Source organism: Arthrobacter sp. Cza30 (genome assembly GCF_059090765.1).
On record NZ_JBNHGA010000009.1, the window covers coordinates 216064 to 241923 of the forward strand.

Below are 25860 nucleotides of genomic sequence, written 5' to 3' on the forward strand. Positions count from 1 at the left end.
GCAGCGTCCGTCACGACGCCCCTGGATGCACGGCATCCAGGGGCGTCGTGCGCTCCACTGCGGGACTCTCGGCTGTCTTCACCTCAGCGTCAAGTCGCGCAGCCGTCCGGTCGCGGCGGATGCGCCGGAGGACCGTCACGGTCGTCGCCGCGACGGCCAGCACCGCAGCCGGCAGCAGCGATCCCAGTGCCAGGACGAGCATCCCCGCACACAGCACCGCGGCCGACGACGCCATCCACCAGCCGGGTGAGCCGCGACGCAGCAGGCGCACGGCGGCCACCATGCCGACCGCGTAGATCGCGACCATGCTGCTGGTGTGCACGAGGATGAAGGGCGTCAGGTCCAGGTCCGCGCTGAGCATCACCGCGAAGTACGTCAGAACGATCACGCCGACGAGCGCGAGCGCGCGCCGCGGCACCGCGCCCGACTCCGCGCCGGGGGCGAACCATCGCGGCAGGTCCCGATTGGCCGCTAAGGATGCTGCGAGCTTCGCGAACGCGGCCAGGTAGGCGTTCATCACGCCGAGGGCCACGATGGCGGCGATCGCTCCCACCGCGACCGCGCCGAACCCGGGCGAGCCCAGCCGCGCGAGCTCGAGGAGAGGGACAGCGCCGTCCCCTGCGGCACCGCCGAGCGCACCCACCGTGACGACCTGCAGCACCAGGTAGCACAGCCCGGTCACCACGAGCGCGATCGCGGTGCCGAGCGGAATGGCGCGCCGGGGGTCACGGAACTCCCCGGAGACGTGCGTGCCGACCTCCCAGCCGGCGAAGGCCCATACGAACAGGCTGATCGCCGTGCCCACGCCTGCCCACCCGTGGGGCAGGAACGGCTGGAAGCTCTGCGGCTGCACCGCCGGGGCAGCGAGGGCGACGACTCCCACGACGACGGCCAGCAGCAGCGACGTGAGCACGAACTGCGCCCAGCCGGCGACCCGCACGCCGAAGAAGTTGGCCGCGAAGGGCGGCGCGAGGATCGCCAGCGCCACCACCGGCACCATGGCGCGGTCCGCCCCGATGACCGCGACGACGTACTCGGCACCCAGAACGGCCACCACCGGCGCACCGGCGCAGACGCCGAAGAGGAACCAGTACCCCGTCATCCGCGCCGCCGTGCCGCCGAGGGCGCGCCGCACATGACTGGCCACCCCACCCGGATCCGGGTAACGCGCGGCCAGCACGGCGAAGGTGCCGGCCAGTGGGATGGACAGCCCGATGACGGCGAGGACGGCGACGATGCTGGCCGGTCCTGCGGCCTCCGCGGCCAGTCCGGGGAGCACCAGCAGACCCGTGCCCAGCACCGAGGCGATGTACAGGGCTGTCCCCTGGACCAGGCCGAGGGTTCCGTGCGGAGAGGAGGGGCGCGAGCTCACCGTCTCAGTCTCGTCGGAACCGCGGACGCACCGCTCGCGGAGATCGGACGCCGTGGCGAGGAATCCTGCCATACCCGCGACGCACGCCGCCGGGATCCGGCGATCAGCGCCGGCTCGGGTCAGCCGTGGACGGCCTGGACGGCCCGGAGCTTGGCCAGCACCTGATCGCGCAGCTCCTCCGGTGCCGTCTCCTTGCACGCGCGCGCGACCACATCGGTCAGCGTGCGTGCGACGAGCGCCTCGTCGCGGCATTCCGGGCAGTGCTCCAGGTGCTCGGCGATGTCGGCGTGCTCGGTCTTGCACACCTCGTTGCGCAGGTACTCTTCCAGGTCGCGCCGCGCCTTCTCGCAGCCGCAATCGGTCATGTCGTGCTCCTCGTGGCGGCGGGGGTGATGCCGCGCTCTCTCGCGTAATCGGCCAGCAGCTCACGAAGCATGCGCCTGCCACGGTGCAGGCGGCTCATGACCGTGCCGATCGGGGTCTTCATGATGTCGGCGATCTCCTGGTAGGCGAAGCCCTCGACGTCGGCGAGGTACACCGCCAGCCGGAAGTCCTCCGGGATGGACTGCAGCGCCTCCTTGACGGCGGATGCCGGCATGTGGTCGATCGCCTCGGCCTCGGCGGACCGGGTGCTGGTGGCGGTCGTCGACTCGGCGCCGCCCAGCTGCCAGTCCTCGAGGTCGTCGATCGTGCCCTGGTAGGGCTCGCGCTGCTTCTTGCGATAGGTGTTGATGTACGTGTTCGTGAGGATGCGGTACAGCCACGCCTTGAGGTTGGTCCCCTGCGTGAACGTCTTCCACGACGCGAACGCCTTGACGAACGTCTCCTGCACGAGGTCCGCCGCATCGGCGGGGTTGCGGGTCATCCGCATGGCCGCGGCGTACAGCTGGTCCATGAAGGGCAGCGCCTGCTCTTCGAACTGCGTGCGCGCATCCCGCGCTTCAGCGGCCGTGGCCTGGTCGATCGACTCGCTCATCACGCGCCAGTCTACGGCGGCGGGCCCCCGGCTCTCCGCGAGCACGGCAGCAGGCGCCTCCGAGGCGATGCGTTCGAGGGTGGCGAACATCAAGCTCTGCTTTCGTCAAGGTTTCCCGATCGTCGAGGACCGGGTTCAGTAGGGTAGAACCCGATGACAGCCGACGGGTATTCCCACCGCTCCGCGCCCGACGGGCGCGGAGCCTGGCATGCGCCCGTCGCAGATGGCCCGCTCCGGGCGACGGTGACGGTGCCCGGCTCCAAATCGCTGACCAACCGGGAGCTGATCCTGGCGGCGCTCGCCGAGACCCCGAGCCGCCTCATGGCGCCGCTGCACTCCGACGACTCCGCTCGCATGATCGATGCGCTGCGCGTCCTCGGCGTCGGCATCGAGCTCGTGCCGGGCGCCGGGCGCTACGGCGACGACATCGAGATCGAGCCGGTGTGGCCGCTGCGCGGCGGAACCGTCGTCGACTGCGGTCAGGCCGGCACCGTGATGCGGTTCGTCGCGGCGCTCGGCGGCTTCGTGCAAGGCGACATCACCCTCACGGCGCACGAGAGCGCGCTGCACCGGCCGATGGGGGCGATGATCTCGGCCCTGCGCGACGTGGGCGTCGACATCGACGACGGCGGGCGCTGGGCGCTGCCCTTCATCATGCGCGGACACGGCCACGCGCGCGGCGGCGAGGTCACGATCGACGCCAGTGCCTCCAGCCAGTTCGTGTCGGGACTGCTGCTGGCCGCGCCGCGGTTCGACGTGGGCCTGCACCTTCTCCATCACGGTGACCGGCTGCCGAGCATGCCGCACATCGACATGACCGTCGAAGCGCTCGCGCACCGGGGCGTGCATGTCGAGCGGCCCCGCGTCGGCGAGTGGATCGTCCCGGCAGGTCCGATCCGCGGCAAGGACGTCCCGATCGAGCCCGATCTCTCCAACGCCGCACCGTTCCTCGCAGCGGCGATGATCGCCGGCGGCTCGGTGTCGGTCACCGGGTGGCCCGCGCACTCCACCCAGCCGGGCGCCATGCTCACCGAGATCCTCGCCCTCATGGGAGCGCGAGTGGTCCGCCGCGGCGGCGCTCTCACCGTGACGGCCGGTGCCGGCATCCAGGGCGTCGACCTCGACCTGTCCGCGGCCGGTGAGCTGACCCCGACGATCTTCGCCCTCGCAGCCTTCGCCGATTCCCCGTCGACGCTGCACGGCATCGGCCACATCCGCGGCCACGAGACCGACCGCATCGCCGCGCTCGTGACCGAGCTGCGGCGGCTCGGCGGCGAAGCGCACGAGATGCCCGACGGCATCCGGATCGTCCCGCGTCCCCTCCATGGCGGGACGTGGCACGCCTATCACGACCACCGCATGGCCACCACGGGGGCGCTCATGGGGCTCGCTGTGCCCGGCGTCGAGGTCGACGACATCGGCACCACCGCCAAGACGATGCCCCAGTTCCCGCGGATGTGGCAGCAGATGCTCAACGGCGACGGTGACTCCGGAAGCGTCTCCGCGGAGGCGATGCACGCATCGTGAGCTGGCTCGACGATCTCGACGACGATGCCGACGAACCGGGGTTCGACGAGACCGACGTGCGCGTGCGGCCCAATCCGAAGGCCAACCGGCCGCGCACCAAGCGACGACCCGCTCACGCCGACGCCCAGATCGCGCGCGTGCTCGGCGTCGACCGCGGGCGGTACACGGTCCTGGTCGATGAGGACGATGACGACGAGCGCAGCGTGCTGGCCACGCGGGCGCGAGAGCTGCGCAAGACCCCCATCGTCACCGGCGACCGCGCCCGCGTGGTCGGCGACACATCGGGCGCCGAGGGCTCCCTCGCGCGGATCGTCGGCATCGAGGAGCGCACGTCGCTCCTGCGGCGCAGCGCCGATGACACCGACCAGGTCGAGCGCGTCATCGTCGCCAACGCCGACCAGATGCTCATCGTGGTCGCCGCCGCCGACCCGGAACCGCGACCGCGGCTGGTCGACCGGTATCTGGTAGCGGCGCTGGATGCCGGCATCCGTCCCCTGCTGGTGGTGACCAAGACCGACCTGGCGGATCCGTCTGACTTCCTCGGACATTTCGAGGGTCTCGATCTTGCGATCTTCACCAGCGGGCGCGACGGCGAGAAGGGGATGCCGGTCGACCGCATCGGCGCAGCGCTGGTGGGGCACTCGACCGTGTTCGTCGGGCACTCCGGCGTCGGCAAATCCACGCTCGTCAACGCGCTCGTCCCCGAAGCGCGACGGGCGACCGGTCACGTCAACGAGGTCACCGGCCGTGGCCGCCACACCTCGAGCTCCACCGTCTCGCTGCGCTACCGCGGCGCGGCGGGCAGCGGATGGGTCATCGACACCCCGGGCGTCCGCTCGTTCGGGCTCGGACACGTCGATCCCGCCAACATCCTCCGCGCCTTCACCGATCTCGCCGACATCTCCGAAGAGTGCCCCCGTGGCTGCACGCACCTCCCTGACGCACCCGACTGCGCGATCGTCGAAGCCGTGCAGGAGGGCCGCCTGGGGCCCGGCGGTCCGGCACGGCTGGACTCGCTGCAGCGGCTGCTGGAGACCTTCCGCGAGCGCCGGGAGCAGGCACCCGGGCGGTCGGCTTAGGCTGGAACGGTGACAGTGCGCCTCGAACCCGGTGACCCGGCCCCCTTCTTCACTCTGCAGAATCAGGACGAGCGACCGGTCCGGCTGGAGGACTTCCGCGGCCGAGGCGTCGTGCTGTTCTTCTATCCGCAGGCGATGACACCGGGATGCACCACGGAGGCGTGCGACTTCCGCGACAGCCTCGTTCCGCTCCAGGCGGCCGGCTACACAGTGCTCGGGATCTCACGCGACGAGCCTGAGGCTCTTCGTCGCTTCCGCGAACGCGACGGGCTGACATACGACCTGCTGAGCGACCCGGACCGCGCCGCCCACGAGGCCTACGGCGTCTGGGGCGAGAAGACGAACTACGGCAAGACGGTGATGGGCGTCATCCGCTCGACCTTCGTCGTGGACGAGGACGGCGACATCGCCCACGCCCTCTACAACGTGCGCGCGACCGGGCACGTCGCCCGCGTGCGAGCGCTTCTCGGCGTCGGCTGAGATCAGCCGCGGGATCGGCTGTCGGCGTCGCCCGCACCCCGCCCGGACGCGCGAACCAGCAGGACCAGCACGACCAGCGTGATCAGCGCCGGGACGGCGATGCCCAATGCCACCCCGGGTGCCGCATACGCCCCGGTGGCGGCACCGAGCGAGACGGCGAGGATCAGGACCTGTGTGACGATCGCGCCCGAGCGTCCCCAGGACTGCCCACGCCAGATGGCCACAGCGAACGCGGCGACGATCACCAGACCCACGACGGTCAGCACGATGAGCGCGATCGCGGATTCGAGCGCGCCGGTGTCGCCGGCGATCACGGCTGTGACCTGCCACACGACCAGCACGCCGAGGCCGAGGGCTTCGAGCGCCACGAGCGCACTCGCGACGGGCACGAGGGTCTTTGTCGGCATGCTCACGATTCTCCTGGTCGACGGCGGCTCGGTTGTGCGAACTCTCCATGCCCTGGAGGGAATGCTCAGCAAGATGCACAGAAAGCCGCCCGCCATCCCTTGATTCAGGTAAACCGCTGTGGGACGATTGGTTAAGCCGTGTGCTCCCACAGCGACGTGGGGCGAGTCCTCTCGCACTTCCCACCAGAGTAACGGACCCGAACCGCGACTCTCATTCCACCCAACGTCACAAGGAGCACCACCATGGACTGGCGCGACAAAGCCGCCTGCCTGACCGTCGACCCCGAGCTGTTCTTCCCGGTCGGCAACACCGGCCCCGCCGTCGACCAGATCGAGAAGGCCAAGTCGGTGTGCGCCCGGTGCACCGTGACCGAGGTCTGCCTGCAGTACGCCCTCGAGACCGGACAGGACTCGGGCGTGTGGGGCGGGCTCTCCGAGGACGAGCGCCGCGCCCTCAAACGCCGCGCCGCCCGCGCCCGCCGGGCGTCCTGACGCCTCGAGCCGCCGGCCGCCCCGCCGACGCACGTCGGAGGGCGGCAGCAACCGACGGATGCCGCGCGTCGCGGCATCCGTCGCTCAGTTCTTGGGGCGGTCGATGTACCGCAGCGGGATGTCGATCGTGACCTCCGTTCCGCTGCCCATGATGGTGTGCCAATCGATCGTGCCCCCGAGCTCGCCCTGGATGAGCGTGCGCACGATCTGCGTGCCCAGGCCCCGACCGACCTGACCCTCCGGCAGTCCCGAACCGCTGTCGCGGACCCGGACCTCCAGCCGGTCGTCGGTGCGGTCGGCGACGATCTCCACGTCGCCCTCCTGCCCTGCCAGCCCGTGCTCCACGGCGTTGGTCACCAGCTCGGTGAGGGCGAGCGCCAGCGGGGTCGCGTACTCGCTCGGAAGCGTTCCGAAGGTGCCCGTCGTATGCGTGCGTGCCCGCGTGTTCGGTGCCGCCGCGACCTCCGCGACCAGCTTGAGGACGCGATCGAAGACGTCGTCGAAGTCGACGTTCTGCGCGAGCCCCTCCGACAGGGTGTCGTGCACGACGGCGATCGACGACACCCGGCGCATCGCCTGGGTGAGGGCCTCGCGGGCTTCCTCGGTGTGCGACCGCCGCGCCTGGATGCGCAGCAGCGACGCGACCGTCTGCAGGTTGTTCTTGACGCGGTGGTGGATCTCGCGGATCGTGGCGTCCTTGGTGATGAGCTCCTGCTCCTGGTGACGGATCTCGGTGACGTCACGGCACAGCACGATGGCGCCGATGCGCGTCCCGTGGTCGCGGAGCGGAATCGTCCGCAGCGACACGGTCACCCCGCGGGCCTCCAGATCCGTCCGCCACGGCGCGCGCCCCGTGACGACGACGGGGAGCGATTCGTCGTACTGCCGCTTGGTCGGAAGGATCTGGGTCACCACCTCCACGAGGGACTCCCCCTCGAGCTCGTCCTCGAAGCCGAGGCGGTTGAAGGCCGACAGCGCGTTGGGACTGGCGAACGTGGTCACGCCGTCGACGTCGAGCCTGATCAGCCCGTCGGATGCGCGCGGAGCGCCGCGGCGCGGCGAGGTGGGCGCGGCGAGGTCGGGGAAGTCCCCGGAGGCGATCATTCCGAACAGGTCGTCGGCGCAGTCGTTGAAAGTGATCTGCTGGCGCGAGGGCGTGCGGGCCTCGCCGAGGTTGGTGTGGCGGGTCAGCACGCCGATGCGCGGCGATTCGCCGCCCACGCGTCGCACCACCGGCACCGCCCGGACTCGCGTCGGCGTCTCCTCGAACCAGTCGGGCGAGGCCGAATCCACGATCGTGCCGGTCTGGAAAGCTTCGCGCACCTGCGTGTGCCACTGCGGTCGCACGCGGTCGCCGACGATGTCGCGGTAGAAGAGCGTGGCGGCGCCGCCCGGTCGTGTGTGCGCGACCGCCACGAAGGAGTCATCCGAGGTTGGCACCCACAGCACGATGTCGGCGAACGCCAGATCGGCGAGCAGCTGGCCGTCCCCGGCGAGGCGGTGGAGCCATTCCACGTCCTCCGCGCTGGAACGGCCCTGGGCGTAGACGAGATCGCTGAGGGTCGACACCCGTCCAGCCTAGAACGCGCGGCTCATGCGGCCGGACTCGCGGCGGAGCGGATGCCGCGGCGCCGTCGCCGATCCGGCGCGCCCGTCACCCGCGGAGCGGGAACGATCGCCTCTCCGACGAAGCGGCGCAGCGCCAGGGTGAGCGGAGAGCGCGGAGCGATCTCGGCGATCGGACGCGCGGCCAGCAGCGCCGCGTCGGCGGACCGCGGGTCCTGCGGCAGGAACCAGACGTCCTCGATGCCGCCGAACCGGTCGAGCGTGCGTCGCACCTGACCCCGCGCGTCGATGCCGAGGGCGCCGGGGCGGAGCCGGTTGGCGAGCACCGCGACGGGCGTCGCCCCGATCGTGGAGCGCAGCTCGGCGAAGGCGCGCAGGAACCGAGACACGCCGACCGGGTCGGCGCCGGCCACGGCGACCACGAGATCGGCTGCGCGCAGGGCGGCCAGTGTGGCGGCATTCCGCCGGGGACCGTCGAGGTCGCTCATGATCTCCTCGTCGCGTTCGAGCGACGACGAGACGTCCACGATGGTGAACTCCGCCCAGTTCCGGCACACGGCCAGGGAGGCCGCTACGCGCTTCTCGCTGAGCTCGGGCCACCGGGAAGGCCGGTTGATGCCCGTGAGCACGTCGACGCCGGTGCGCCCGAGTGGCAGCGCGATCCGGGTGAGCTCGGCGGCGTCGAGGCCGCCGAGCTCGGCCTGCCGGCAGGCCGCCGCGAAGCCCGGGCCTTCGTCGGGAAGGCCCAGCGCGAGCGCGAGCGAGGGCGCATGGGTGTCGGCATCGACGAGACCGACGTGCCGCCCACCGCGCGCGAGCTCGACGGCCAGCTCCACCGCGACGGTGGAGCGCCCCGGCGCACCTGCTGGGCCCCACACGGCGAGGACGCCAGGCCCGGAGCGCTCCTTCCCCGCCGCTGGTCGCGCGGGCACGCCGACGACGGCCTCGGCGACCCGCCACGGCTCCGCGGCGAGCGGGAGCGGCTGCTCGAGCCCGCACGCGACCGCGAGCCGCTCATCGGCCGGGCTCTCACACAGCGGGACGATCCGCGTCGCCACGCGATCGCACAGCGCGACCACGGCGGGCGACAGCGACCTCCGCGACACCTGCAGCACGACGACATCGGCATCGGCGATCGCGCGCAGCACCGTCTCGGCCTCGGCCCCCAGCATCCCGTCTCCCGCCGCCGATGCGATGGCCGACGTGGGGAGCTCGCCCCGCACCTCGATGCCCTCGCGGCGCAGGCCGGCGTCGAGGCTTCGCGCGTCGTCGAGCGCGAGGACGACGCTCACGACCTGTTCCCGACCGTGGGGACGACCGAGAGGGCCGACTCGTCGGCCATCGCCGCGAGCGTGGCGGCCACGTCGGCACGCGGGATCACGAGCTCCAGAGCGGCGGCGCCTCCGCCGATCATGGAGTCGTCACGCGTGACCGACACGACCGTGGCATCGGCGACGAGTATCCGGGGCGCGTCGTACTCCCCCTGCTCGATCAGGGGCGCCGCCCACACTTCGACGACCGCTCCGGCCTCCACCGAGGCCGGCACGTCGACCGCGCTGCGCACCACGACGCTCGTCGTGCGCGACGCATCGGCGTCACCGACAGAGCTCGCCGGGACGAGCTCGCCCGCCTCGATCGTGCGCGTGGCGACGGCAGCCGCGGCGAGGTCGTCGGGACCGACATAGGCGTCCGAGACGGTGCCGAGCGCGACGTCGACGACGCGGACGTCCGACGACGAGATCGCCTCCCCGGGGACGATCGTGCGGGCGGCGGCGTACACCGGAACCGTCGTGCGCGACGCCGCCACGACGAGCCAGACGCCGGCGACCGAGACGACGATGAGGAGGATGCCGAGGAAGAAGCGCGCGTCGCCCCGGAAGGCGCGGCGCGGTGCACGAGCGGACTCGGTGGCGGTCATGCCTCCCATCGTCACCCAACCGCCGAAAAGGCGTCGATCGTTATCCACAGCGCCTCGCGGGCGAAGCCCGGGTGAGAAGCGCGGGGCGATAATGGTCGCATGCCCGATGCCCCCTCGTCCGACGTGCGCCTCCTCGCTCCCGCGCAGGTCGGCGAGATCCTCGGCGTCTCGGTGGACGAGGTCATCGCGCTCGTGATGGAGGGCCGGCTCCGGGGCATGCGCGTCGGCTCGCCGGCCCGGTGGCGCGTGGAGTCCGAAAGCGTGTCGGCCTACCTCGACGACCAGGCCGAGGAGGCACGCCGTATGGCTCTGTGGCGCCAATCGCAGACCGCCAGCTTCCCGGAGCTGTGGGGCACCGGGATCGTCCGCGATCCCGACTGACGAGATCGTCGAGGACCGCTCAGGGCATCGACGGCGCCTCGTCGGCGCGCACCCACGCGACCGCGGTGAGCGGCACGATGCGGTACCCGGTGACGGCGTCGGTGCGCCGTGGCGCACCGGGGTCGTGAAGCGCGAGATCGAGATGGTCGGCGCCCGCCCGGTCGATCGTCCCCGACAGCGTGCGTCCCGACGCCAGATGGATGCTCACGCCGATGCGGCGTCGCACCAGGTCACGCAGCACGAACCCGAAGGTGAGACGGTCCGCGAGGACACTGCGCGCGGGCGCCGGGCGGGCGCTGCGCAGGAGATCGGGGTGCGGCATCCCGATGGCGTGGATGGCGGCGAAGGGAGTCAGCGCCGCGCCGCGGCGCCCCTCGGGCATCAGCGCGGCCCAGTCGGCTCCGACGCCCGTCACACTCGCGCGCAGCGTCGCACCGTCGGACAGCTCGAACGATGCCGTCGTCGGGTCGTCGCGCGAGACCAGCTGGTGCAGCCGATCGGCGAGGGTCACGCGAGACAGTCGGAGCCGCTCGGCTTCGGTGTCCAACGCGGCGCGCTCGGCCTCCCACTCGGAGGCGAGCTGATCTTCGAGGTCGTCGAAGAACCGTTCCCAGCGCACGCAGGAAGGCTAGGGCACGAGGATCTCCCCAGCCGGAAGTTATCCACAACGGCCGAGAGCGGGGTTCCCCTGAAAGTTGCCTGTGTGTTTCACTGTCCGCGGAGACAACCCTGTCCCCCGATGTCGAGATAGGCACCCATGGCCCAGACGCCCGCCGGCACAGCTCGTGTGTCGTACGCGTCCGCCGGCGCCGAGCTCTCCGAGTTCTTCGCGCCGCAGCGGACACCGTCCACCGCTCTGCCCGACCCCGAGCCGTTCCTTCGCAACCTCACGCGCGGCGTGCTGGAGGTGTTCGCCGGAGTCCGAGAGGTCGACCAGCTCGCACGCTGGCTCACCGAGGATCCTTACCGCAAGCTCGTGACCCGGGCGAACCTGGCGGCACGCGCGCGCAGCGCGCGCGGCGTCCCGGCTCGGCGCCCCGTCCACGCGATCCTCTCGGTGCGGTTCTCCTCGCCGGCCGACGGTGTCGTCGAGTCCGTCGTGGTGGTGCAGGGTCCGGCACGTACGCGGGCGGTGGCCCTGCGCCTGGAGGGCATGGACGGTCGCTGGCGCGCGACATCCCTCGCGCTTCTCTGAGCGGCGCGCCGCCGGCACCTCGCGGGACGCGGTCGGCAGTCAGCCCCTGTCGCCGTCGATGAGTTCGAGCAGCCCCTTCAGCGCGCCGCGGATCTCGTCGTGGTCGTACTGGCCGGCACGGCTCTCCCCCGAGATGACCCCTGACCGGTGCACCTTCCGGAAGTCGCCGAACGGGAACGAGTACGCCTGCTTGGTCTCGCGGTTCTCGGTCTTGTCGATGCCGAGGTGCCAGTGCGCGTACTCGGTCCAGCCCTCCTTCTCGATGAACGCGTTCTCCTCGTCGGCCGTGGGGGCGGCCTCCGACCAGTCATCCCGCTCGTCGCGGACGACCTTGCCTTCGCGGATCAGGGCGCGCGCGTGCCGCAGCGCGGGTCGATTCAACTCGATCGCCATGCCCGCAGGCTACGATCCCGGCTCGTCGGCGGTCGAGGGGCTTGACGGCTGCCGCACGGCACGCCGCCGGACTCACTGCCTGTAGGACGCGAGGAAGTTGCCCAGCCGCTCGATCGCCTCGGACAGCACCCGCGCTTCGGGAAGCGTGACGATCCGCAGATGGTCGGGCGTCGCCCAGTTGAAGCCGGTCCCCTGAACGAGAAGCACGTGCTCCGCGACGAGGAAGTCGTAGACGAGCTTGGCGTCGTCGTGGATTTCGTACACCTCCGGATCAAGGCGCGGGAAGGCGTACAGAGCTCCTTGGGGCTTGACGCAGCTGACCCCGGGGATCGCCTCCAGACTCTCCCACGCGGCATCCCGCTGTTCGTGCAGACGCCCCGTCGGCGCCACCAGCGCGTCGATCGACTGCACCCCCGACAGCGCCGCCTGCACGGCGTGCTGTGCCGGCACGTTGGGGCACAGGCGCGTCGAGGCGAGCAGGGTGATGCCCTCCAGGAAGCCGGCTGCGTGGTCCCTGGGGCCGGTGATGACGAGCCAGCCTGAGCGGTAGCCCGCCACGCGATACGTCTTGGACAGACCGTTGAAGGTGAGCACCAGCAGGTCGGGCGCGACGGACGCCATGGGGATGTGCTGCGCCTCGTCGAAGAGGATGCGGTCGTAGATCTCGTCGGCGAGCACGAGGAGCGAGTTCTCGCGGGCGATCTCGGCGATCCCCTCGAGCACCTGTCGCGAGTAGACGGCCCCGGTGGGGTTGTTGGGGTTGATGACGACGATCGCCTTCGTACGCGGGGTGACCTTCGCGCGGATGTCGTCGAGATCGGGCTGCCACCCGTTCTGCTCGTCGGCGAGATAGTGCACCGGCGTGCCGCCGCCCAGACTCGTCATCGCGGTCCACAGCGGGTAGTCGGGGGCCGGGATCAGCACCTCGTCGCCCTCGTCGAGCAGCGCCTGCATCACCATCGTGATGAGCTCGGAGACCCCGTTGCCGAGGAAGACGTCCTCCGGCCCGAACGACGGGAACGTCGGATCCTGCTCGTAGCGGTAGACCACCGCTCGCCGGGCCGACATGATGCCCTTGCTGTCGCTGTACCCGTGCGCGTGCGGCACCGCCTCGATCATGTCGCGCACGATCTGGAACGGGGCCTCGAAGCCGAACACCGCAGGATTGCCCGTGTTGAGCTTGAGGATCGTGTGCCCCTCGGCCTCGAGCCGGTCGGCCTCGACGAGTGCCTGCCCGCGGATCTCGTAGAGCACATCCTTGAGCTTGGCGGACTGATCGAGGGGGCGGAGCGGACTCATCGCATCAGGATATCCGCGCCCCCTGAGGGCCAATGACCGCCGCGTGGACCGCGCCCTCGCCCCCGCCGGAATCGCTACTTGCGCTTCTCGGCGGCGCGCCGCTGTGCACGGTTCTGCGGGGCGGGCTGCTGCCGCGCCGAGGCATCCGTCCGCTGCCCGAACGAGCCGCGCTGCGGCTCCGGCGTCGCGGCGGGCTGACCGGCCTGGCCCGCCGTCGCGGCGGCCTGGCGAAGCCGGTTGGTCGCAGCCTGCTGCACCTGCCCGCGGTCGTTGCGCACCTCGACCTCACCGATGTCGTTCGACGCGGAGTACTGCAGCCGCTGACCCTCGACCGGCTGAGCGCCCAGCCCCTTGGCCTCGACCTGCGTGACCTGCTCGCCCTCGCCGGCGCGACGGACCTCGACCTCGAGGTTGTAGAGGTAGCCGACCGACTCCTCCTTGATCTGGCCCATCATCGCCTGGAACATCTGGTAGCCCTCGCGCTGGTACTCGATGAGCGGGTCGCGCTGGGCCATCGCCCGCAGGCCGATGCCGTCCTTGAGGTAGTCCATCTCGTAGAGGTGGTCGCGCCAGCGGCGGTCGAGCACCTGCAGCACGACGCGGCGCTCGAGCTCCCGCGTCGCCGCGGAGCCGAGCGACTCCTCGCGCTTCTGGTAGGCGATGCGCGCGTCCGACAGGATCTCGCGCTTGAGCCCCTCGGCCGTGATGCCGCCCTTGCGGTCCGCCGCCTCCGCCACGACCTCGTCGATGGTCACACCGACCGGGTAGAGCGTCTTCAGCTCGGTCCACAACGCGTCGAAGTCCCAGTTCTCGCTGTGACCGGACCCGGTGTGGTCGTCGATGACGGCGTTGATCGCGTCCTCGATGAAGTGCTGGACGCGGTCCGCGATGTCGTCGCCCTGCAGGATGTGACGGCGGTCGGAGTAGATCGCCTCGCGCTGGCGGTTCAGCACGTCGTCGTACTTCAGGACGTTCTTGCGGATCTCGGCGTTGCGCGCCTCGACCTGGCTCTGCGCCGACTTGATCGCGCGCGTGACCATGCCGGACTCGATCGCCACGTCGTCGGGGAAGTTCGTCCGCGCGAGGATCGCCTCCGCGGCGCCCGACTGGAACAGGCGCATGAGATCGTCGGTCAGCGACAGGTAGAAGCGGCTCTCGCCGGGGTCGCCCTGACGGCCGGACCGTCCGCGCAGCTGGTTGTCGATGCGGCGGGACTCGTGCCGCTCGGTCCCGAGCACGTACAGGCCGCCGGCGTCGATGACCTTCGCCGCCTCCTCGGCGACGCGCTCGCGCACCGCCTCGTACACGGCATCCCACTCCGCCTCGTACTCGTCCGGCGTCTCGACCGGGTCCAGCCCCTTGGCCTTCATCTCCTGGACGGCGAGGAACTCGGCGTTTCCTCCGAGCATGATGTCGGTGCCGCGACCGGCCATGTTGGTGGCCACCGTGACAGCGCCCAGTCGCCCGGCGCGGGCGACGATCTCGGCCTCGCGCGCGTGGTTCTTGGCGTTGAGGACCTCGTGCTTGATGCCCTTCTTCGCCAGCAGCCGCGACAGATACTCGCTCTTCTCGACGCTCACGGTGCCCACCAGGACCGGCTGGCCCTTCGCGTGGCGCTCCGCGATGTCCTCGACGACCTGGGCGAACTTCGCCTGCTCGTTCTTGTAGACCAGGTCGGGCATGTCCTTGCGGATCATCGGCCGGTTCGTCGGGATGGGCACCACGCCGAGCTTGTACGTCGACATGAACTCGGCCGCCTCGGTCTCGGCGGTACCGGTCATGCCCGCGAGCTTGTCGTACAGGCGGAAGTAGTTCTGCAGCGTGACGGTGGCGAGCGTCTGATTCTCGGCCTTGACCGGCACACCCTCCTTCGCCTCGATGGCCTGGTGGATGCCCTCGTTGTAGCGACGACCGACCAGGATGCGCCCGGTGTGCTCGTCGACGATCATGACCTCGTCGTTCATCACGACGTAGTCGGTGTCGCGCTTGAACAGCGCGAGCGCCTTGATCGAGTTGTTGAGGAACGAGATCAACGGGGTGTTGGCCGACTCGTACAGGTTGTCGATGCCGAGGTAGTCCTCGACCTTCTCGATGCCGGGCTCCAGCACGCCGATCGTGCGCTTCTTCTCGTCGACCTCGTAGTCGACGCCAGGCTCGAGGGTCTTGGCGATCTTGGCGAACTCGACGAACCAGCGGTTCGCCTCACCCGAGGACGGACCGGAGATGATCAGCGGCGTCCGGGCCTCGTCGATGAGGATCGAGTCGACCTCGTCGACGATCGCGAAGAAGTGGCCGCGCTGGACCAGGTCCTCCTTGCGCCACGCCATGTTGTCGCGCAGGTAGTCGAAGCCGAACTCGTTGTTCGTACCGTAGGTGATGTCGGCGTTGTACTGCTCGCGGCGGACGTCGGGCGTCTGCCCGGCGACGATGGTGCCGGTGGTCATGCCGAGGGCGCGATAGATGCGGCCCATGAGCTCGGACTGGTACGACGCGAGGAAGTCGTTGACCGTGATCACGTGAACGCCCTTGCCGGCGATCGCGTTGAGGTACACCGGGAAGGCCGCGGTGAGCGTCTTTCCTTCACCGGTCTTCATCTCTGCGATGTTGCCGAGGTGCAGTGCGGCGCCGCCCATGATCTGGACGTCGTACGCCCGCTGGCCGAGGGTCCGCTTGCCGGCCTCCCGGACGGCGGCGAACGCCTCCGGCATGAGCTGGTCGAGGGTCTCGCCGGCTTCGTAGCGGGCACGCAGCTCGGCGGTCTCGCCGCGCAGCTCCTCGTCGGTCAGGTGCTCGTAATCCTCTTCGAGGGCGTTCACGGCCTTCACGACCTGCTGCAGCCTGCGGAGGATGCGTCCCTCGCCGGCGCGGAGCAGTTTCTCGAGGGGGTTGGCCACGGAGTGTCTCCATCTTTCGGTGCGGCGCGTCGGCGCCCATGCCGCCTGGCGGCGCCCAGGCATATGTGCCCATGTTATCCACCTGTGACCTTGTGATGGGCTGGACGCCGCGAGCATGGGAAGACGGCCCGACGCCGGAGGGACGGAATGAACGGACGGATGCCGCCGGCGGTGGCGCTGATCGGCTTCGCGCTCGGGCTCGTGCTCGCCCTCACGGCGTGCGCGACCCCGCTGATGGGGCAGCATCGTGAGGCCGCTCCGGTGTCGGACTCCCCGGAAGTCTGCGACCCCGACGCCGTGGCCGGCGGGGTTCCCGACCGCTTCACACCGGTGGTCGTGGTGCTGTGCGACCCGGCCCTCACGATCCTTCCCGCGCCGACAGAGGAGCCGGTCCTCCCGCAGCTCACCGACGAGCCGTCGCGGGAACTGTCGGCGCCCGGGGACGAGCCGCTGGCGGACCCGCCGGTTCAGCCCCGCCGCTTCCAAGGGGACCTCGCTGCGCTGCTCGCCGCGCTCGCTGTGCCCGACCAGCCGCTCGCCGATGGGCCGTGCCCCGCGATGATGGTCTACCCGCCGGACGTGCGGCTCCTCGACGCCCACGGGCGGTGGATCCGCGCGGCGATCCCGCGCGACCGCTGCCACCAGCCGGTCCGGGAACCCGTGGAAGAGGCCCTCGCCCGCCTGACCCGCGTCGATTGAGGCGTCGGCATCGACACGCTCGGGCGGCATCCGCTCGAGTGTTTTCAGGAATGTCTATACTCAGCACGTACATACTCGGTATATATATGGGGGACCGGATGTCGGTACGACAGAGCCTGCTCGCGATCCTCGACCAGGGCCCCTGCTACGGCTACCAGTTGCGCGCCGAGTTCGACCGACGCACCGGGTCCACCTGGCCGCTCAACGTCGGGCAGATCTACAACACGCTCGATCGGCTGGAGCGGGACGGCCTGGTCGAGAAGGGCGACGTCGACGAGCACGGTCACGTGTACTGGCGGATCACCGACGCCGGGTCTGCCCACGTGCGCGAGTGGCTCCAGTCCCCCGTGATGCGCGGGCAGGGAACGAGGGACGAGCTCGCGATCAAGCTCGCCGTGGCCGTGACCCTTCCGGGCGTCCACGCCGCCGACATGATCGCCGCCCAGCGGCAGGGCTCGCGTGCCCGGCTGGAGGAGCTCCGGCGAGCGGCGGTCGCGGACGGCGAACCGCGAGGACCGGAGGAGTTGGCGCGGTCGCTCGTCGTGGACTCGATGATCCTCGTTGCGGAAGCGGAGCTGCGATGGCTCGAGCGCGTCGAGCAGCGTCTCGAGCGTCATCCCGACCACGCGCTCGCGCTGGCGCTGTCCACCGAGAAGCCCCGGCGGGGCCGACCTGCCAAGGGCGAGGCATCCGGGGTCGAGCCCGGCGGGTCCCGGAAGCCGGTCGTCGCTTCTCTTTGACACTGCACGCTGGCCCGAAGGATGCCCGTTGTGAAGGCGACCTGCGGCATCCTGTCCTCTCACAGCCGTACCCGGATACCCTGAACTGTGTCCACAGACCAAGACCTGACCGAGACCGCGGCTCCGGATGAGCCCGCAGCGCTGACCTTCTCCGACCTCGGGCTGAGCGCGCCCATCCTCAAAGCCCTGCGCGAGATCGGCTACGAGAGTCCCTCGGCGATCCAGGCGGCGACGATCCCCACGCTTCTGGGCGGCCGCGACGTCGTGGGCATGGCCCAGACGGGAACCGGCAAGACAGCGGCGTTCGCGCTGCCCATCATCGACCGGCTCGACCTGTCGCAGAAGTCGCCGCAGGCGCTCGTGCTGGCGCCCACGCGCGAACTCGCGCTGCAGGTCTGCGAGGCGTTCGAGAAGTACGCCGGCCACCTGAAGGGCGTCCACGTCCTTCCCGTCTACGGCGGGCAGGGCTACGGCGTGCAGCTGTCCGCGCTGCGCCGCGGCGTGCACATCGTCGTGGGCACGCCGGGTCGCATCATCGACCACCTCGAGAAGGGCACGCTCGATCTCTCGCAGCTGCAGTACCTCGTCCTCGACGAGGCCGACGAGATGCTCAAGATGGGCTTCGCCGAGGATGTCGAGACGATCCTCGCCGAGACGCCCGAGACGAAGCAGGTCGCCTTGTTCTCCGCGACCATGCCGGCGCAGATCCGCCGCATGTCGAAGCAGTACCTGCACGATCCGGAAGAGATCACGGTCAAGGCGAAGACCACGACCTCCGCGAACATCGCCCAGCGCTACCTCATCGTGTCGTGGCAGCAGAAGATGGACGCCCTCACCCGCATCCTCGAGGTCGAGAACTTCGACGGCATGATCGTGTTCGGACGCACCAAGAGCGTCACGGAGGAGATCGCCGAGAGGCTGCGGGCCCGTGGATACTCGGCGGCGGCGATCAACGGCGACATCGCGCAGCCCCAGCGTGAGAAGACCGTCAATCAGCTGAAGTCCGGCAAGCTCGACATCCTGGTCGCCACGGATGTCGCCGCCCGGGGCCTGGACGTCGAGCGCATCTCGCACGTGGTCAACTACGACATCCCCACCGACTCCGAGTCGTACGTGCACCGCATCGGCCGCACCGGCCGCGCAGGCCGCTCGGGCGAGGCCATCAGCTTCGTCACGCCGCGCGAGCGCGGGCTAGTGAAGATGATCGAGCGGGCGACCCGCCAGGAGATCACCCAGATGTCGCTGCCGAGCGTCGACGAGGTGAACGAGACCAGGCTCGCGCGGTTCGACGACCGCATCAGCGAGGCGCTGGCCGACACCGCGCGCATCGACCGGTTCCGCGACATCGTGACCCACTACGTCCGCAATCACGACGTGCCCGAGGTCGACGTCGCCGCCGCCCTCGCCATCGTCGCGCAGGGTGAGACGCCCCTGCTGCTCGAGCCCGACCCCGAGCCGGTCGTCCGGGAGCGCAGCGAGCGGGGCGGCCGCGACGAGCGGGGCGGTCGCGAGGAGCGGGGCGAGCGCCGCGAGCGCCCGGGCGCGGGGAAGTTCTCCACCTACCGCATCGCGGTGGGCAAGCGCCACCGTGTCGAGCCGCGCCAGATCGTCGGCGCGCTCGCGAACGAGGGCGGACTGCGCCGCGACGACTTCGGCGCGATTCAGATCAAGCCGGAGTTCTCTCTCGTCGAGCTGCCCGCTGACCTCCCCCGCGAGACGCTCGACCGCCTGGCCGACACGCGGATCTCCGGCCGGCTGATCGAACTGCGCCCCGACGCCGGGCGCCCGCAGCGCCGACAGGATGCCGAGCAGCGGTCCTATCGGGACGACCGGGGCGGGGACCGTCGCCGCGACGACCGGAGCTTCGGCAGCGATGCGCGGGGACCCAGGCGTTCGGGCTTGCGCGACGCCGGCGACCGCAAGCCCCGCCACCGGCGCGGCGACGGCTGAAGCATTCTCGCCTGACAGCGCCTCTGGCGGTCCACAGGGTCCAGCCCGCTCCCAGCCGTCCCCGTAGGATCGAGGCATGGCCGGATTCTGGGGCAAGCGCAAGCGTGAGCAGGAAGACCTGGACGCACAGGACGCCGACCTGGCGCGTCGCGCGCAGAGGGCCCTCGTCGACGCGGACGAGCGCATCCGTCTGACCACGGATGAGCTCTCCTTCGCCGAGGCGGAGCTGGGTCCCAATGCCACCAAGGGTCTGCGGGAGGCGCTCGAGGCGGTGCGCACGCACATGCAGGAGGCCTTCCATCTCCACCAGCTCAACCACGACGAGATCCCCGACACCCGTGAGGAGCTGCGCACGCGCAACGCCCGCATCGTGCAGCTGTGCGAGTGGGCCGAAGAGCTGCTCGACGACCGCACGGAGGCGCTCGCGGCTCCGATCGAGCGCGCCCGCCGCGCCCCCGAGATCATCGCCCGCGTGCGAGCGGATGCCGCGCGCCTGCGCCAGCGGATCCCCGACGCCCGCGAGACGGTCGAGCGGCTCAGCGCCCGGTACTCGACCCACGCGCTCACCCAGGTGCAGTCCAACCCCGCCGAGGCCGAGCAGCTGCTTGCTTTCGCCGAGCACAGCGCCGCCGTGGCGGAGCGCCGCCGCGATGCGGGTCAGCGCGAGCAGGCCAACATGGCGCTCGAGGCGGCCACCGAGTCGGTTCGCCGCGCCGAGACGCTGCTCGATGCGGTGGAGACGTTCGAGGTCGAAGCGCTGCGCGCGGAATCGACGCTCGCCGCGATCGTCGAGGACTCCCGCGAGGACCTCGTGGTCGCGCTGCGCGAACCGCAGACCCCCGCCGTGTCGGCTGCCATCGCAGAACTGCAGGCGGCCCTGTCGGCGCTGCCCGCCGCCGGCGTGAACACCGACCCGTTCGAGCAGCTGACCCGTCTGCGTGAAGCCAACGCCGGGCTGGATGCCGCCATCGCGGCGGCACGCGAACGCGCCGCCCGCCCCATCCCGCCGCTGGAGCATGTCCGTCACGCCATCGACGACGCCGACCGCCAGCTGGCCGTCGCCCGCGACATCATCGCCGGGCACCGCGGCTGGATCGGCGCCGACGCGCGCACCCGCCTCGCCGAGGCTGAGCGCGTCCGCGCCGACCTGGACCGCTATCTCGGGACCTCCGCCGCGGCGGCGACGCGGATCGACGAGGACCACCGCGAGCAGGCGTTCGCCATGGCCCGGCGAGCCGCCTTCCTCGCCGCCGAGGGGCTGCAGCTCGCTCAGCGCGACATCGACGCGGCACGTCCGCAGCCCGATCAGTGGGGCGGCGGCTGGGGCGGCCCGCAGCCGGGCTGGGGCGGCGGCCGCCGCGGCGGCGGCGGCGATCTCATGGGCGGCATCCTCGGCGGCCTCGTGATCGGCAGCATCCTCGACGGCTTCATCGACTAGCTCTCCCGCAGACGAGACGACGGGATGCCTCGGCTGGAGGCATCCCGTCGTCTCGTTCGGTTCGCTATGCGACCTGAGGCTGCGCCTGCGTCGTCAGCGAGATCACGCCGTAATCCCAGCCCTTGCGCCGGTACACGACGCTCGGGTGGTCCGTGCGCGCGTCGATGAAGAGGAAGAAGTCGTGGCCCACCAGCTCCATGCGGTCGACGGCCTCCTCGACCGACATCCATTCCGGCTCGAACTCCTTGGTCCGGATGACGACCGGTGTGTACTCCTCCTCGGATTCGCTGCCGGTCACCACCGGCACCTCGCCGGTCGCGACGGCACGCAGCACGTCGGCGGACGCCGGCTCCACGTCGATGCCCTCCAGAGCGCCGGTGCCCTTCTCGAACTTGGCGCCGCGAGGGTGGTTGCGGGAGTCGACGCGCTTCTCCTTGGCGCGCCGCAGCTGCTCGCACAACCGGTCGACGGCGAGGTCGAGAGCGGTGAACTTGTCACCGTCCGAGGCCTCCGCCCGGATGATGGGACCCTTGCCGCTCACGGTGAGCTCGACGGTCTCGTCCTCGACGCGTCCCTTGTGGTATCCGCGGTGCGTGACCTTGACATCCACGCGCTGTGCGCGCGGCGCGATGTTCTCGATCCGGGCGGCCTTCTCTTCGACGACATCTCGGAAGCGATCGGTGATACCCACTCCCACGCCGACGATGCTGGTTTCCATCCCTGACCTCCTTGTTCCGGTCCACCCGGCCAAGGGCGGACCCATCAGTCGCCTTGTCCACCCCACGCTAGCCCCGGGTTCGGACTCTGTCACCTGTGAGTTTCACCTGTTGACGCACGGCGTTCACCGCCTTATGGGAGACGTCTCGGGGTCGCCGCGACCGTGACGGCGGCGGCCACGTCGGCCCCGGCCTCCCGCAGAGCGCGCACGGCCTCGGCGAGGCTCGCGCCGGTCGTGATGACGTCGTCGAGCACCACGACGCGCTGCCCGCGGATGCCACGGGCGACCATGCTGCCGGCGGTGTTCCGGTGTCGCTCGAGCCGGCCCAGCCCGCGCTGATCGCCCGTTCGGCGCGTGTACGACAGCGCCCGGGCCGGCCGGATGCGGGCGCTGCGGGCGAGGAGGTCGGGCACGCGGTAGCCGCGGCGACGGTACGCCGCCCGCGATGTCGGCATGGGAACGACGACGGCGCCCGGCGCATCGGCGCGCGCGAGGGCCGCGGCGACGCAGCCCGCGAGCGCCCGGATGAGCCCCGTGCGGCCGTCCTCTTTGACCGCGCGGAGCACGCGTGCCGCCACGCCATCGAACCGCAGGCTGCTCCACACCTCCACGGGACCGCCCGGTGCGTCGACCACCTGCCGGTGCGGCTGCGGTGTCAGCTCTCGCGCACACGCCTCGCACAGCGGGGTGTCGAGCTCGTCGCATCCCGCGCACGAGACCGGAAGCAGCAGGGCGAGCGTCTCGGCGAGCGCTCCCTCGCACAGCGTCCGCACCTCGGCGGTGAAAGGAAGGGCCATGCGTCGAGGGTGTCCGGGCGAGGGAGGGTGCAGGAGTCGACCCGGCGAGGTGTGGAGACATCGGCGAGGCGCCGCGTTTGGGGAGGAGCCGCGAGGAACGGCCCGCCGTGCCCCGCGCGAGACGCTATCGGGGCGCGCCCTGCTGCGTCGCGAGCACGAGCACGTCCTCCGCCGACGGCTGCCACGTCGTCCCCCGCCGCACGTACAGGGTGCCGTCGGACGCGCGCAGACGCACGTTGGAGATCCCGCCGCCGCCGGCGATCGAGGTCATGTCGGCGGTCGCCGTGCTCGTGGTGGACGGTCCGCCCACCACCTGCTCCAGGACGATCGCCTCGTCCTGTCCGGCGCCGAGCACGCCGATGCTGATGTCGTCGATCCAGGCGATGCCGAGCGCCGGCGCGCCGACGATGCTCAGCTGCAGGGGCGGTCCGAGGCGCTCGGGGACGCCGTCGGCGTTGCGGAAGACGCCGGCGACCCACAGGGCCGTGCGGCCGCCCGCAGTCACGGTCGCCGCGATCCGCGCGCCGTCGCGGGACACCGACATCGCGGCGATCGCGCTCGCCTCGGACCATGCGTCGGCGACATCCACGGCCTCCCCGGACGGCAGGTGCGCCGCCAGCGCGGCGGGCTGCTCGCGAGGAACGCTCCAGACGATGCCCGAATGGTCGATCGTGGGATCGATCAGCCCCGCGCGGCTGTCGAGGATCTCGGCGCCGTCCGGCGTGATCCGCGCCACCTCTCCCGAGGCCAGTCGCGCCGCCGCGGCATCCCGATCCGGGCTCACCTGCACCGACAGCGGCGCCGCCGCGACGACGCTGCGCGACAATCCCGGGACCGGCTCGAGCTCTTCCCCGGTGAGGAAGCCGAACCCCTCTGCGGTGAGGACGAGCGGCGCGCTCGTCACGCGCGTGGACCTGACCGGAACCGCCTCGGCGGGAAGAGGCGCCGCGCCGACGTTGAGCACGACTTCCACGACGCCCGCCCCGGCGAGGCTCGACTCCAGCTGCGTCAGCATGCGATCGAGCGTCTCCTGGTCGGCATCCAGCGCCTCCCGCGACAGCTCGATCTCGGCGACGCCGCCCGGCGTGGACACCGACGGCACCGCCGAGACGTTCTCGGGGAACGCCGTCACGACGGAGCCTGCGAGCCAGTCGCTCGCGGGCTGGTTCACAAGGGCGAAGGTGATGCTGGCGGCCGCGTTCGTGGTGGGGAACCAGCGCACGTCGGGCACGAGGTACTGCCAGGTCGGGTCGAAGTACATCACCGAGTACCGGTGGAACACGGTGGGGAACTGATCCCGGTCGAGCACGACGCCGTCGGGCGCTTTCGTGATGCGCCACTCGCCGTCGGCCTGCTTGGCGAGCTCGAACGCCAGCGTCCGCTCGACCACCTCGGCCCGCTCGTACGCGCCGCGGTCATCGACGGTGGCGACGGCGTCCAGCGTGAGATCGACCAGGCCCTCGGCGGTCTCGGTATAGGCCCGCTCGCCGGAGATGTCGATCGTGACGCCCGCCTTGGGCCGCCAGGTGTTCTGCAGGTCCGGGGCGAGGAACTCCTTCGCCCGCGCCCAGTCCCCTGCGGCACCGGGGCCGCTGCCGGCGTTGATGAAGCCCTCGACGATCTCGGCCGGTGACCCGCCGGGCTGCGGACGACTGGGGAGGAACTGGACGTTCTGCGCCTCGTCGCCGGTGTCGTCCGTGGAGAGGCCGTAGTTCAGCGGCCCCGTCGTCGGGAAGCCCGCGCACGCGCTCAGGCACAGCGCCAGCACCGCGAGCACGACCACCAGGATGCTCCGCCGCGGGGTCACCGCACACCTCCTCGGTCGGCCGCATCCGCCACGGCGGTCCGCGCCGCACGCGCCTCGGCTCCGCGCGGCACCGGGATGGGCTGCGTGAGGCCGAGCTCATCCAGCGGAGAAGCCGCGTCGTCACCGGGGTCCACGGCGATCGGCGATCCGTCGATGCGGCCGCCCACGTGTCGCGGAAGCGTCAGCACGAAGTTCGTGCCACGGCCGGGCTCGGACCAGACCGCGAGCTCCCCGCCGTGGAGCTTCGCGTCGCCGAGCGCGATGGACAGGCCGAGCCCCGTGCCGCCGAGGGTGCGCTTGCGCGAGGGATCTGCGCGCCAGAACCGGTCGAAGACCCGCTCGGCGTCCTCCGGCCGCATCCCCATGCCGTAGTCGCGGACACCCAGCGCGACGGCGTGCTGGTCGCTGTCGACCGTGACGACGATTGGGCGTCCCTCGCCGTGCTCGATGGCGTTGCCGAGCAGGTTGCGCACGATCCGGCGCACCCGCCGCGGATCCATGTCCACGGGCGAGTAGCCGCCGGGGGCGACGAGCCGGACGTCGGAGCCGTGTCGATCCGCGAGCTGCTGCATGGACGCGATGACGTCCTCCGCCAGGTGCGCGAGGCTGGTCGGCTCGAGCTCGAGCTGCACCGAGCCGGCGTCGTAACGGCTGATCTCGAGCAGATCGGTCAGCAGCGTCTCGAACCGCTGCACCTGCGCGTTCAGCAGCTCCGCGGCTCGGGCGGTGGCGGGGTCGAACTCGTCGCGCTGGTCGTTGATCATGTCGGCGGCGAGGCGGATCGTCGTCAGCGGCGTGCGCAGCTCGTGCGAGACGTCCGAGACGAACCGCTGCTGCACCAGCGACAGATCGGCGAGCTCCTTGATCTGCGACTCGATGCTGTCGGCCATCGCGTTGAACGAGCGGCCGAGCGTGGCCAGCTCGTCCTCGCCGTGGACCTCCAGTCGCACGCCGAGCTCCCCGGCCGCGAGGCGGGCGCTCGTCTCGGCCGCCTCGCCGATCGGCGCGGTCACCGAGCGCAGCACGAGCCAGGCGATGCTGCCGATGAGCACGACCAGCGCGATCCCCGAGAGCCACAGCGTGCCCTGGACGAATCCGAGCGTCTGGGGTGCGTTGGCCAGGTCGTAGCCGAGGTACAGCTCGTACTGCCCCACGCCGGGCAGCGACAGCTGCTGACCGACCATGATCCCCGGCGCCGTTCTGCCGTCGGGCTGTGGAAGCGCCACCGACTGCCAGATCTGATCATCAGGGTTGGCTCGGACGGCCTGGCGCATGCCGTCGGTGAGCATCTCGTCGATCTCCAGCGACGTGCTGCGGTCCTGCGGGGCACCGGGCGGCGGCGGACCGATGAAGAACACGGCCGCCACCTCGCTGGCCGACTGGTTGTCCAGCGCCGTGAACGCCAGCGTCATGACGTTCTGGGGCTGCACGCCATCACCCTGCAGGGCGGCGTCCAGAGCCCTCTGGGCGGCATCGCGAGCCTGCACGGCATCCGTCAGCACCTGGTCCTTGCGCGAGACGAAGAGGTTGTTCTGGATCGACAGCGCCATCACGACCGAGGCGACGGTCACCGCGAGCACCGTCAGCACGAGCGTCAGCAGGAGGGTGCGGAACCGCATCGACCGCCGCCACAGGGTCGCGATGTTGCCCGGCCAGGCGCGCCACAGGCGCCATCCCGTGAGCGGCGTCTGGGTCGTCGCCGTCACCCCTGTCTTCGGGGCTGCCACGTCGG

Annotated in this window: 25 protein-coding genes; 10 read left to right on the forward strand and 15 right to left on the reverse strand. The window is 71.0% G+C overall.

Going from position 1 to position 25860, the window contains the following annotated elements:
- Positions 1–10: 10 nt before the first annotated feature.
- The 3 genes from AC5RVZ_RS27565 to AC5RVZ_RS27575 form a co-directional block, all read right to left on the reverse strand.
- Positions 11–1372 (reverse strand): APC family permease, encoded by a 1362-nt coding sequence (locus AC5RVZ_RS27565; protein WP_494068800.1) that lies wholly within the window; start codon positions 1370–1372, stop codon positions 11–13.
- Positions 1373–1491: 119 nt separating this feature from the next.
- Positions 1492–1737: an anti-sigma factor family protein gene (locus AC5RVZ_RS27570; protein WP_494068801.1), complete on the reverse strand. Its 246-nt coding sequence runs from the start codon at positions 1735–1737 to the stop codon at positions 1492–1494.
- Positions 1734–2348, reverse strand: a complete 615-nt coding sequence (locus AC5RVZ_RS27575) for a sigma-70 family RNA polymerase sigma factor (RefSeq protein WP_494068895.1) — start codon at positions 2346–2348, stop codon at positions 1734–1736. Before AC5RVZ_RS27575 ends, AC5RVZ_RS27570 begins: the two co-directional genes overlap by 4 nt.
- A 153-nt stretch (positions 2349–2501) precedes the next feature.
- On the opposite strand from AC5RVZ_RS27575, the gene aroA reads away from it, so the two are divergent.
- From aroA to bcp, 3 genes are read left to right on the forward strand one after another with little or no spacing between them, the layout of a single operon-like run.
- Positions 2502–3875, forward strand: coding sequence for a 3-phosphoshikimate 1-carboxyvinyltransferase (aroA, locus tag AC5RVZ_RS27580; RefSeq protein ID WP_494068802.1), 1374 nt, complete (start codon positions 2502–2504; stop codon positions 3873–3875).
- On the forward strand, positions 3872–4954 hold the full coding sequence (gene rsgA / locus AC5RVZ_RS27585) for a ribosome small subunit-dependent GTPase A (RefSeq protein WP_494068803.1): 1083 nt from the start codon (positions 3872–3874) through the stop codon (positions 4952–4954). Before aroA ends, rsgA begins: the two co-directional genes overlap by 4 nt.
- Before the next feature lie 9 nt (positions 4955–4963).
- Positions 4964–5434: a thioredoxin-dependent thiol peroxidase gene (gene bcp / locus AC5RVZ_RS27590; protein ID WP_494068804.1), complete on the forward strand. Its 471-nt coding sequence runs from the start codon at positions 4964–4966 to the stop codon at positions 5432–5434.
- 2 nt (positions 5435–5436) lie between these two features.
- Here the strand turns inward: bcp and AC5RVZ_RS27595 are convergent, their stop codons facing one another.
- On the reverse strand, positions 5437–5841 hold the full coding sequence (locus AC5RVZ_RS27595; protein WP_494068805.1) for a histidine kinase: 405 nt from the start codon (positions 5839–5841) through the stop codon (positions 5437–5439).
- 243 nt (positions 5842–6084) lie between these two features.
- On the opposite strand from AC5RVZ_RS27595, the gene AC5RVZ_RS27600 reads away from it, so the two are divergent.
- On the forward strand, positions 6085–6333 hold the full coding sequence (locus AC5RVZ_RS27600) for a WhiB family transcriptional regulator (protein WP_005048317.1): 249 nt from the start codon (positions 6085–6087) through the stop codon (positions 6331–6333).
- Between the two features lie 84 nt (positions 6334–6417).
- On the opposite strand, the gene AC5RVZ_RS27605 is transcribed toward AC5RVZ_RS27600, so the two are convergent.
- Genes AC5RVZ_RS27605 through AC5RVZ_RS27615 form a run of 3 tightly spaced genes read right to left on the reverse strand, consistent with a single transcriptional unit; the run spans position 6418 to position 9817 of the window.
- Positions 6418–7902, reverse strand: coding sequence for a sensor histidine kinase (locus tag AC5RVZ_RS27605; protein ID WP_494068806.1), 1485 nt, complete (start codon positions 7900–7902; stop codon positions 6418–6420).
- A 23-nt stretch (positions 7903–7925) separates the two neighbouring features.
- Positions 7926–9191, reverse strand: a complete 1266-nt coding sequence (locus AC5RVZ_RS27610; protein WP_494068807.1) for a CpaE/TadZ family protein — start codon at positions 9189–9191, stop codon at positions 7926–7928.
- Positions 9188–9817: an SAF domain-containing protein gene (locus AC5RVZ_RS27615; RefSeq protein WP_494068808.1), complete on the reverse strand. Its 630-nt coding sequence runs from the start codon at positions 9815–9817 to the stop codon at positions 9188–9190. The genes AC5RVZ_RS27610 and AC5RVZ_RS27615 overlap by 4 nt, the downstream gene beginning before the upstream one ends.
- A 99-nt stretch (positions 9818–9916) precedes the next feature.
- Between AC5RVZ_RS27615 and AC5RVZ_RS27620 the strand changes: the two genes are divergently transcribed.
- Positions 9917–10198 (forward strand): helix-turn-helix domain-containing protein, encoded by a 282-nt coding sequence (locus AC5RVZ_RS27620; RefSeq protein WP_494068809.1) that lies wholly within the window; start codon positions 9917–9919, stop codon positions 10196–10198.
- Between the two features lie 19 nt (positions 10199–10217).
- Here the strand turns inward: AC5RVZ_RS27620 and AC5RVZ_RS27625 are convergent, their stop codons facing one another.
- Positions 10218–10817 (reverse strand): hypothetical protein, encoded by a 600-nt coding sequence (locus AC5RVZ_RS27625; protein WP_494068810.1) that lies wholly within the window; start codon positions 10815–10817, stop codon positions 10218–10220.
- Positions 10818–10955: 138 nt separating this feature from the next.
- On the opposite strand from AC5RVZ_RS27625, the gene AC5RVZ_RS27630 reads away from it, so the two are divergent.
- Positions 10956–11393 (forward strand): Rv3235 family protein, encoded by a 438-nt coding sequence (locus AC5RVZ_RS27630; RefSeq protein ID WP_494068811.1) that lies wholly within the window; start codon positions 10956–10958, stop codon positions 11391–11393.
- Positions 11394–11432: 39 nt separating this feature from the next.
- Here AC5RVZ_RS27630 and AC5RVZ_RS27635 read toward each other — a convergent pair whose 3' ends face one another.
- The 3 genes from AC5RVZ_RS27635 to secA all read right to left on the reverse strand — a co-directional run bounded on the left by AC5RVZ_RS27635 (position 11433) and on the right by secA (position 15979).
- Positions 11433–11786: a hypothetical protein gene (locus AC5RVZ_RS27635; RefSeq protein ID WP_494068812.1), complete on the reverse strand. Its 354-nt coding sequence runs from the start codon at positions 11784–11786 to the stop codon at positions 11433–11435.
- A gap of 72 nt (positions 11787–11858) precedes the next feature.
- Positions 11859–13085: a pyridoxal phosphate-dependent aminotransferase gene (locus AC5RVZ_RS27640; RefSeq protein ID WP_494068813.1), complete on the reverse strand. Its 1227-nt coding sequence runs from the start codon at positions 13083–13085 to the stop codon at positions 11859–11861.
- A gap of 74 nt (positions 13086–13159) precedes the next feature.
- Positions 13160–15979 carry a preprotein translocase subunit SecA gene (secA, locus tag AC5RVZ_RS27645; RefSeq protein WP_494068814.1) on the reverse strand — a complete coding sequence of 940 codons (2820 nt, stop codon included), beginning with the start codon at positions 15977–15979 and terminating at the stop codon, positions 13160–13162.
- A 147-nt stretch (positions 15980–16126) separates the two neighbouring features.
- Here secA and AC5RVZ_RS27650 point away from each other — a divergent pair, with 147 nt between their 5' ends.
- The 4 genes from AC5RVZ_RS27650 to AC5RVZ_RS27665 all read left to right on the forward strand — a co-directional run bounded on the left by AC5RVZ_RS27650 (position 16127) and on the right by AC5RVZ_RS27665 (position 20806).
- Complete coding sequence (locus AC5RVZ_RS27650; RefSeq protein ID WP_494068815.1) at positions 16127–16678, forward strand: hypothetical protein; 552 nt, start codon at positions 16127–16129, stop codon at positions 16676–16678.
- Positions 16679–16776: 98 nt separating this feature from the next.
- Positions 16777–17418, forward strand: a complete 642-nt coding sequence (locus tag AC5RVZ_RS27655) for a PadR family transcriptional regulator (protein ID WP_494068816.1) — start codon at positions 16777–16779, stop codon at positions 17416–17418.
- A gap of 87 nt (positions 17419–17505) precedes the next feature.
- Positions 17506–19368, forward strand: coding sequence for a DEAD/DEAH box helicase (locus AC5RVZ_RS27660; RefSeq protein WP_494068817.1), 1863 nt, complete (start codon positions 17506–17508; stop codon positions 19366–19368).
- 76 nt (positions 19369–19444) lie between these two features.
- Positions 19445–20806, forward strand: coding sequence for a hypothetical protein (locus tag AC5RVZ_RS27665; protein ID WP_494068818.1), 1362 nt, complete (start codon positions 19445–19447; stop codon positions 20804–20806).
- A gap of 64 nt (positions 20807–20870) precedes the next feature.
- On the opposite strand, the gene hpf is transcribed toward AC5RVZ_RS27665, so the two are convergent.
- From hpf to mtrB, 4 genes are all read right to left on the reverse strand, one after another.
- Positions 20871–21524, reverse strand: a complete 654-nt coding sequence (gene hpf, locus AC5RVZ_RS27670; protein ID WP_494068819.1) for a ribosome hibernation-promoting factor, HPF/YfiA family — start codon at positions 21522–21524, stop codon at positions 20871–20873.
- Positions 21525–21655: 131 nt separating this feature from the next.
- Entirely contained in the window at positions 21656–22321 is a 666-nt protein-coding gene (locus AC5RVZ_RS27675) for a ComF family protein (RefSeq protein WP_494068820.1), read from the reverse strand.
- 124 nt (positions 22322–22445) lie between these two features.
- The gene (locus tag AC5RVZ_RS27680) at positions 22446–24128 is read right to left on the reverse strand and encodes an LpqB family beta-propeller domain-containing protein (protein WP_494068821.1); all 1683 of its coding nucleotides are present in this window, start codon (positions 24126–24128) and stop codon (positions 22446–22448) included.
- The gene (gene mtrB, locus AC5RVZ_RS27685) at positions 24125–25855 is read right to left on the reverse strand and encodes an MtrAB system histidine kinase MtrB (RefSeq protein WP_494068822.1); all 1731 of its coding nucleotides are present in this window, start codon (positions 25853–25855) and stop codon (positions 24125–24127) included. Before mtrB ends, AC5RVZ_RS27680 begins: the two co-directional genes overlap by 4 nt.
- Positions 25856–25860 lie beyond the last annotated feature (5 nt).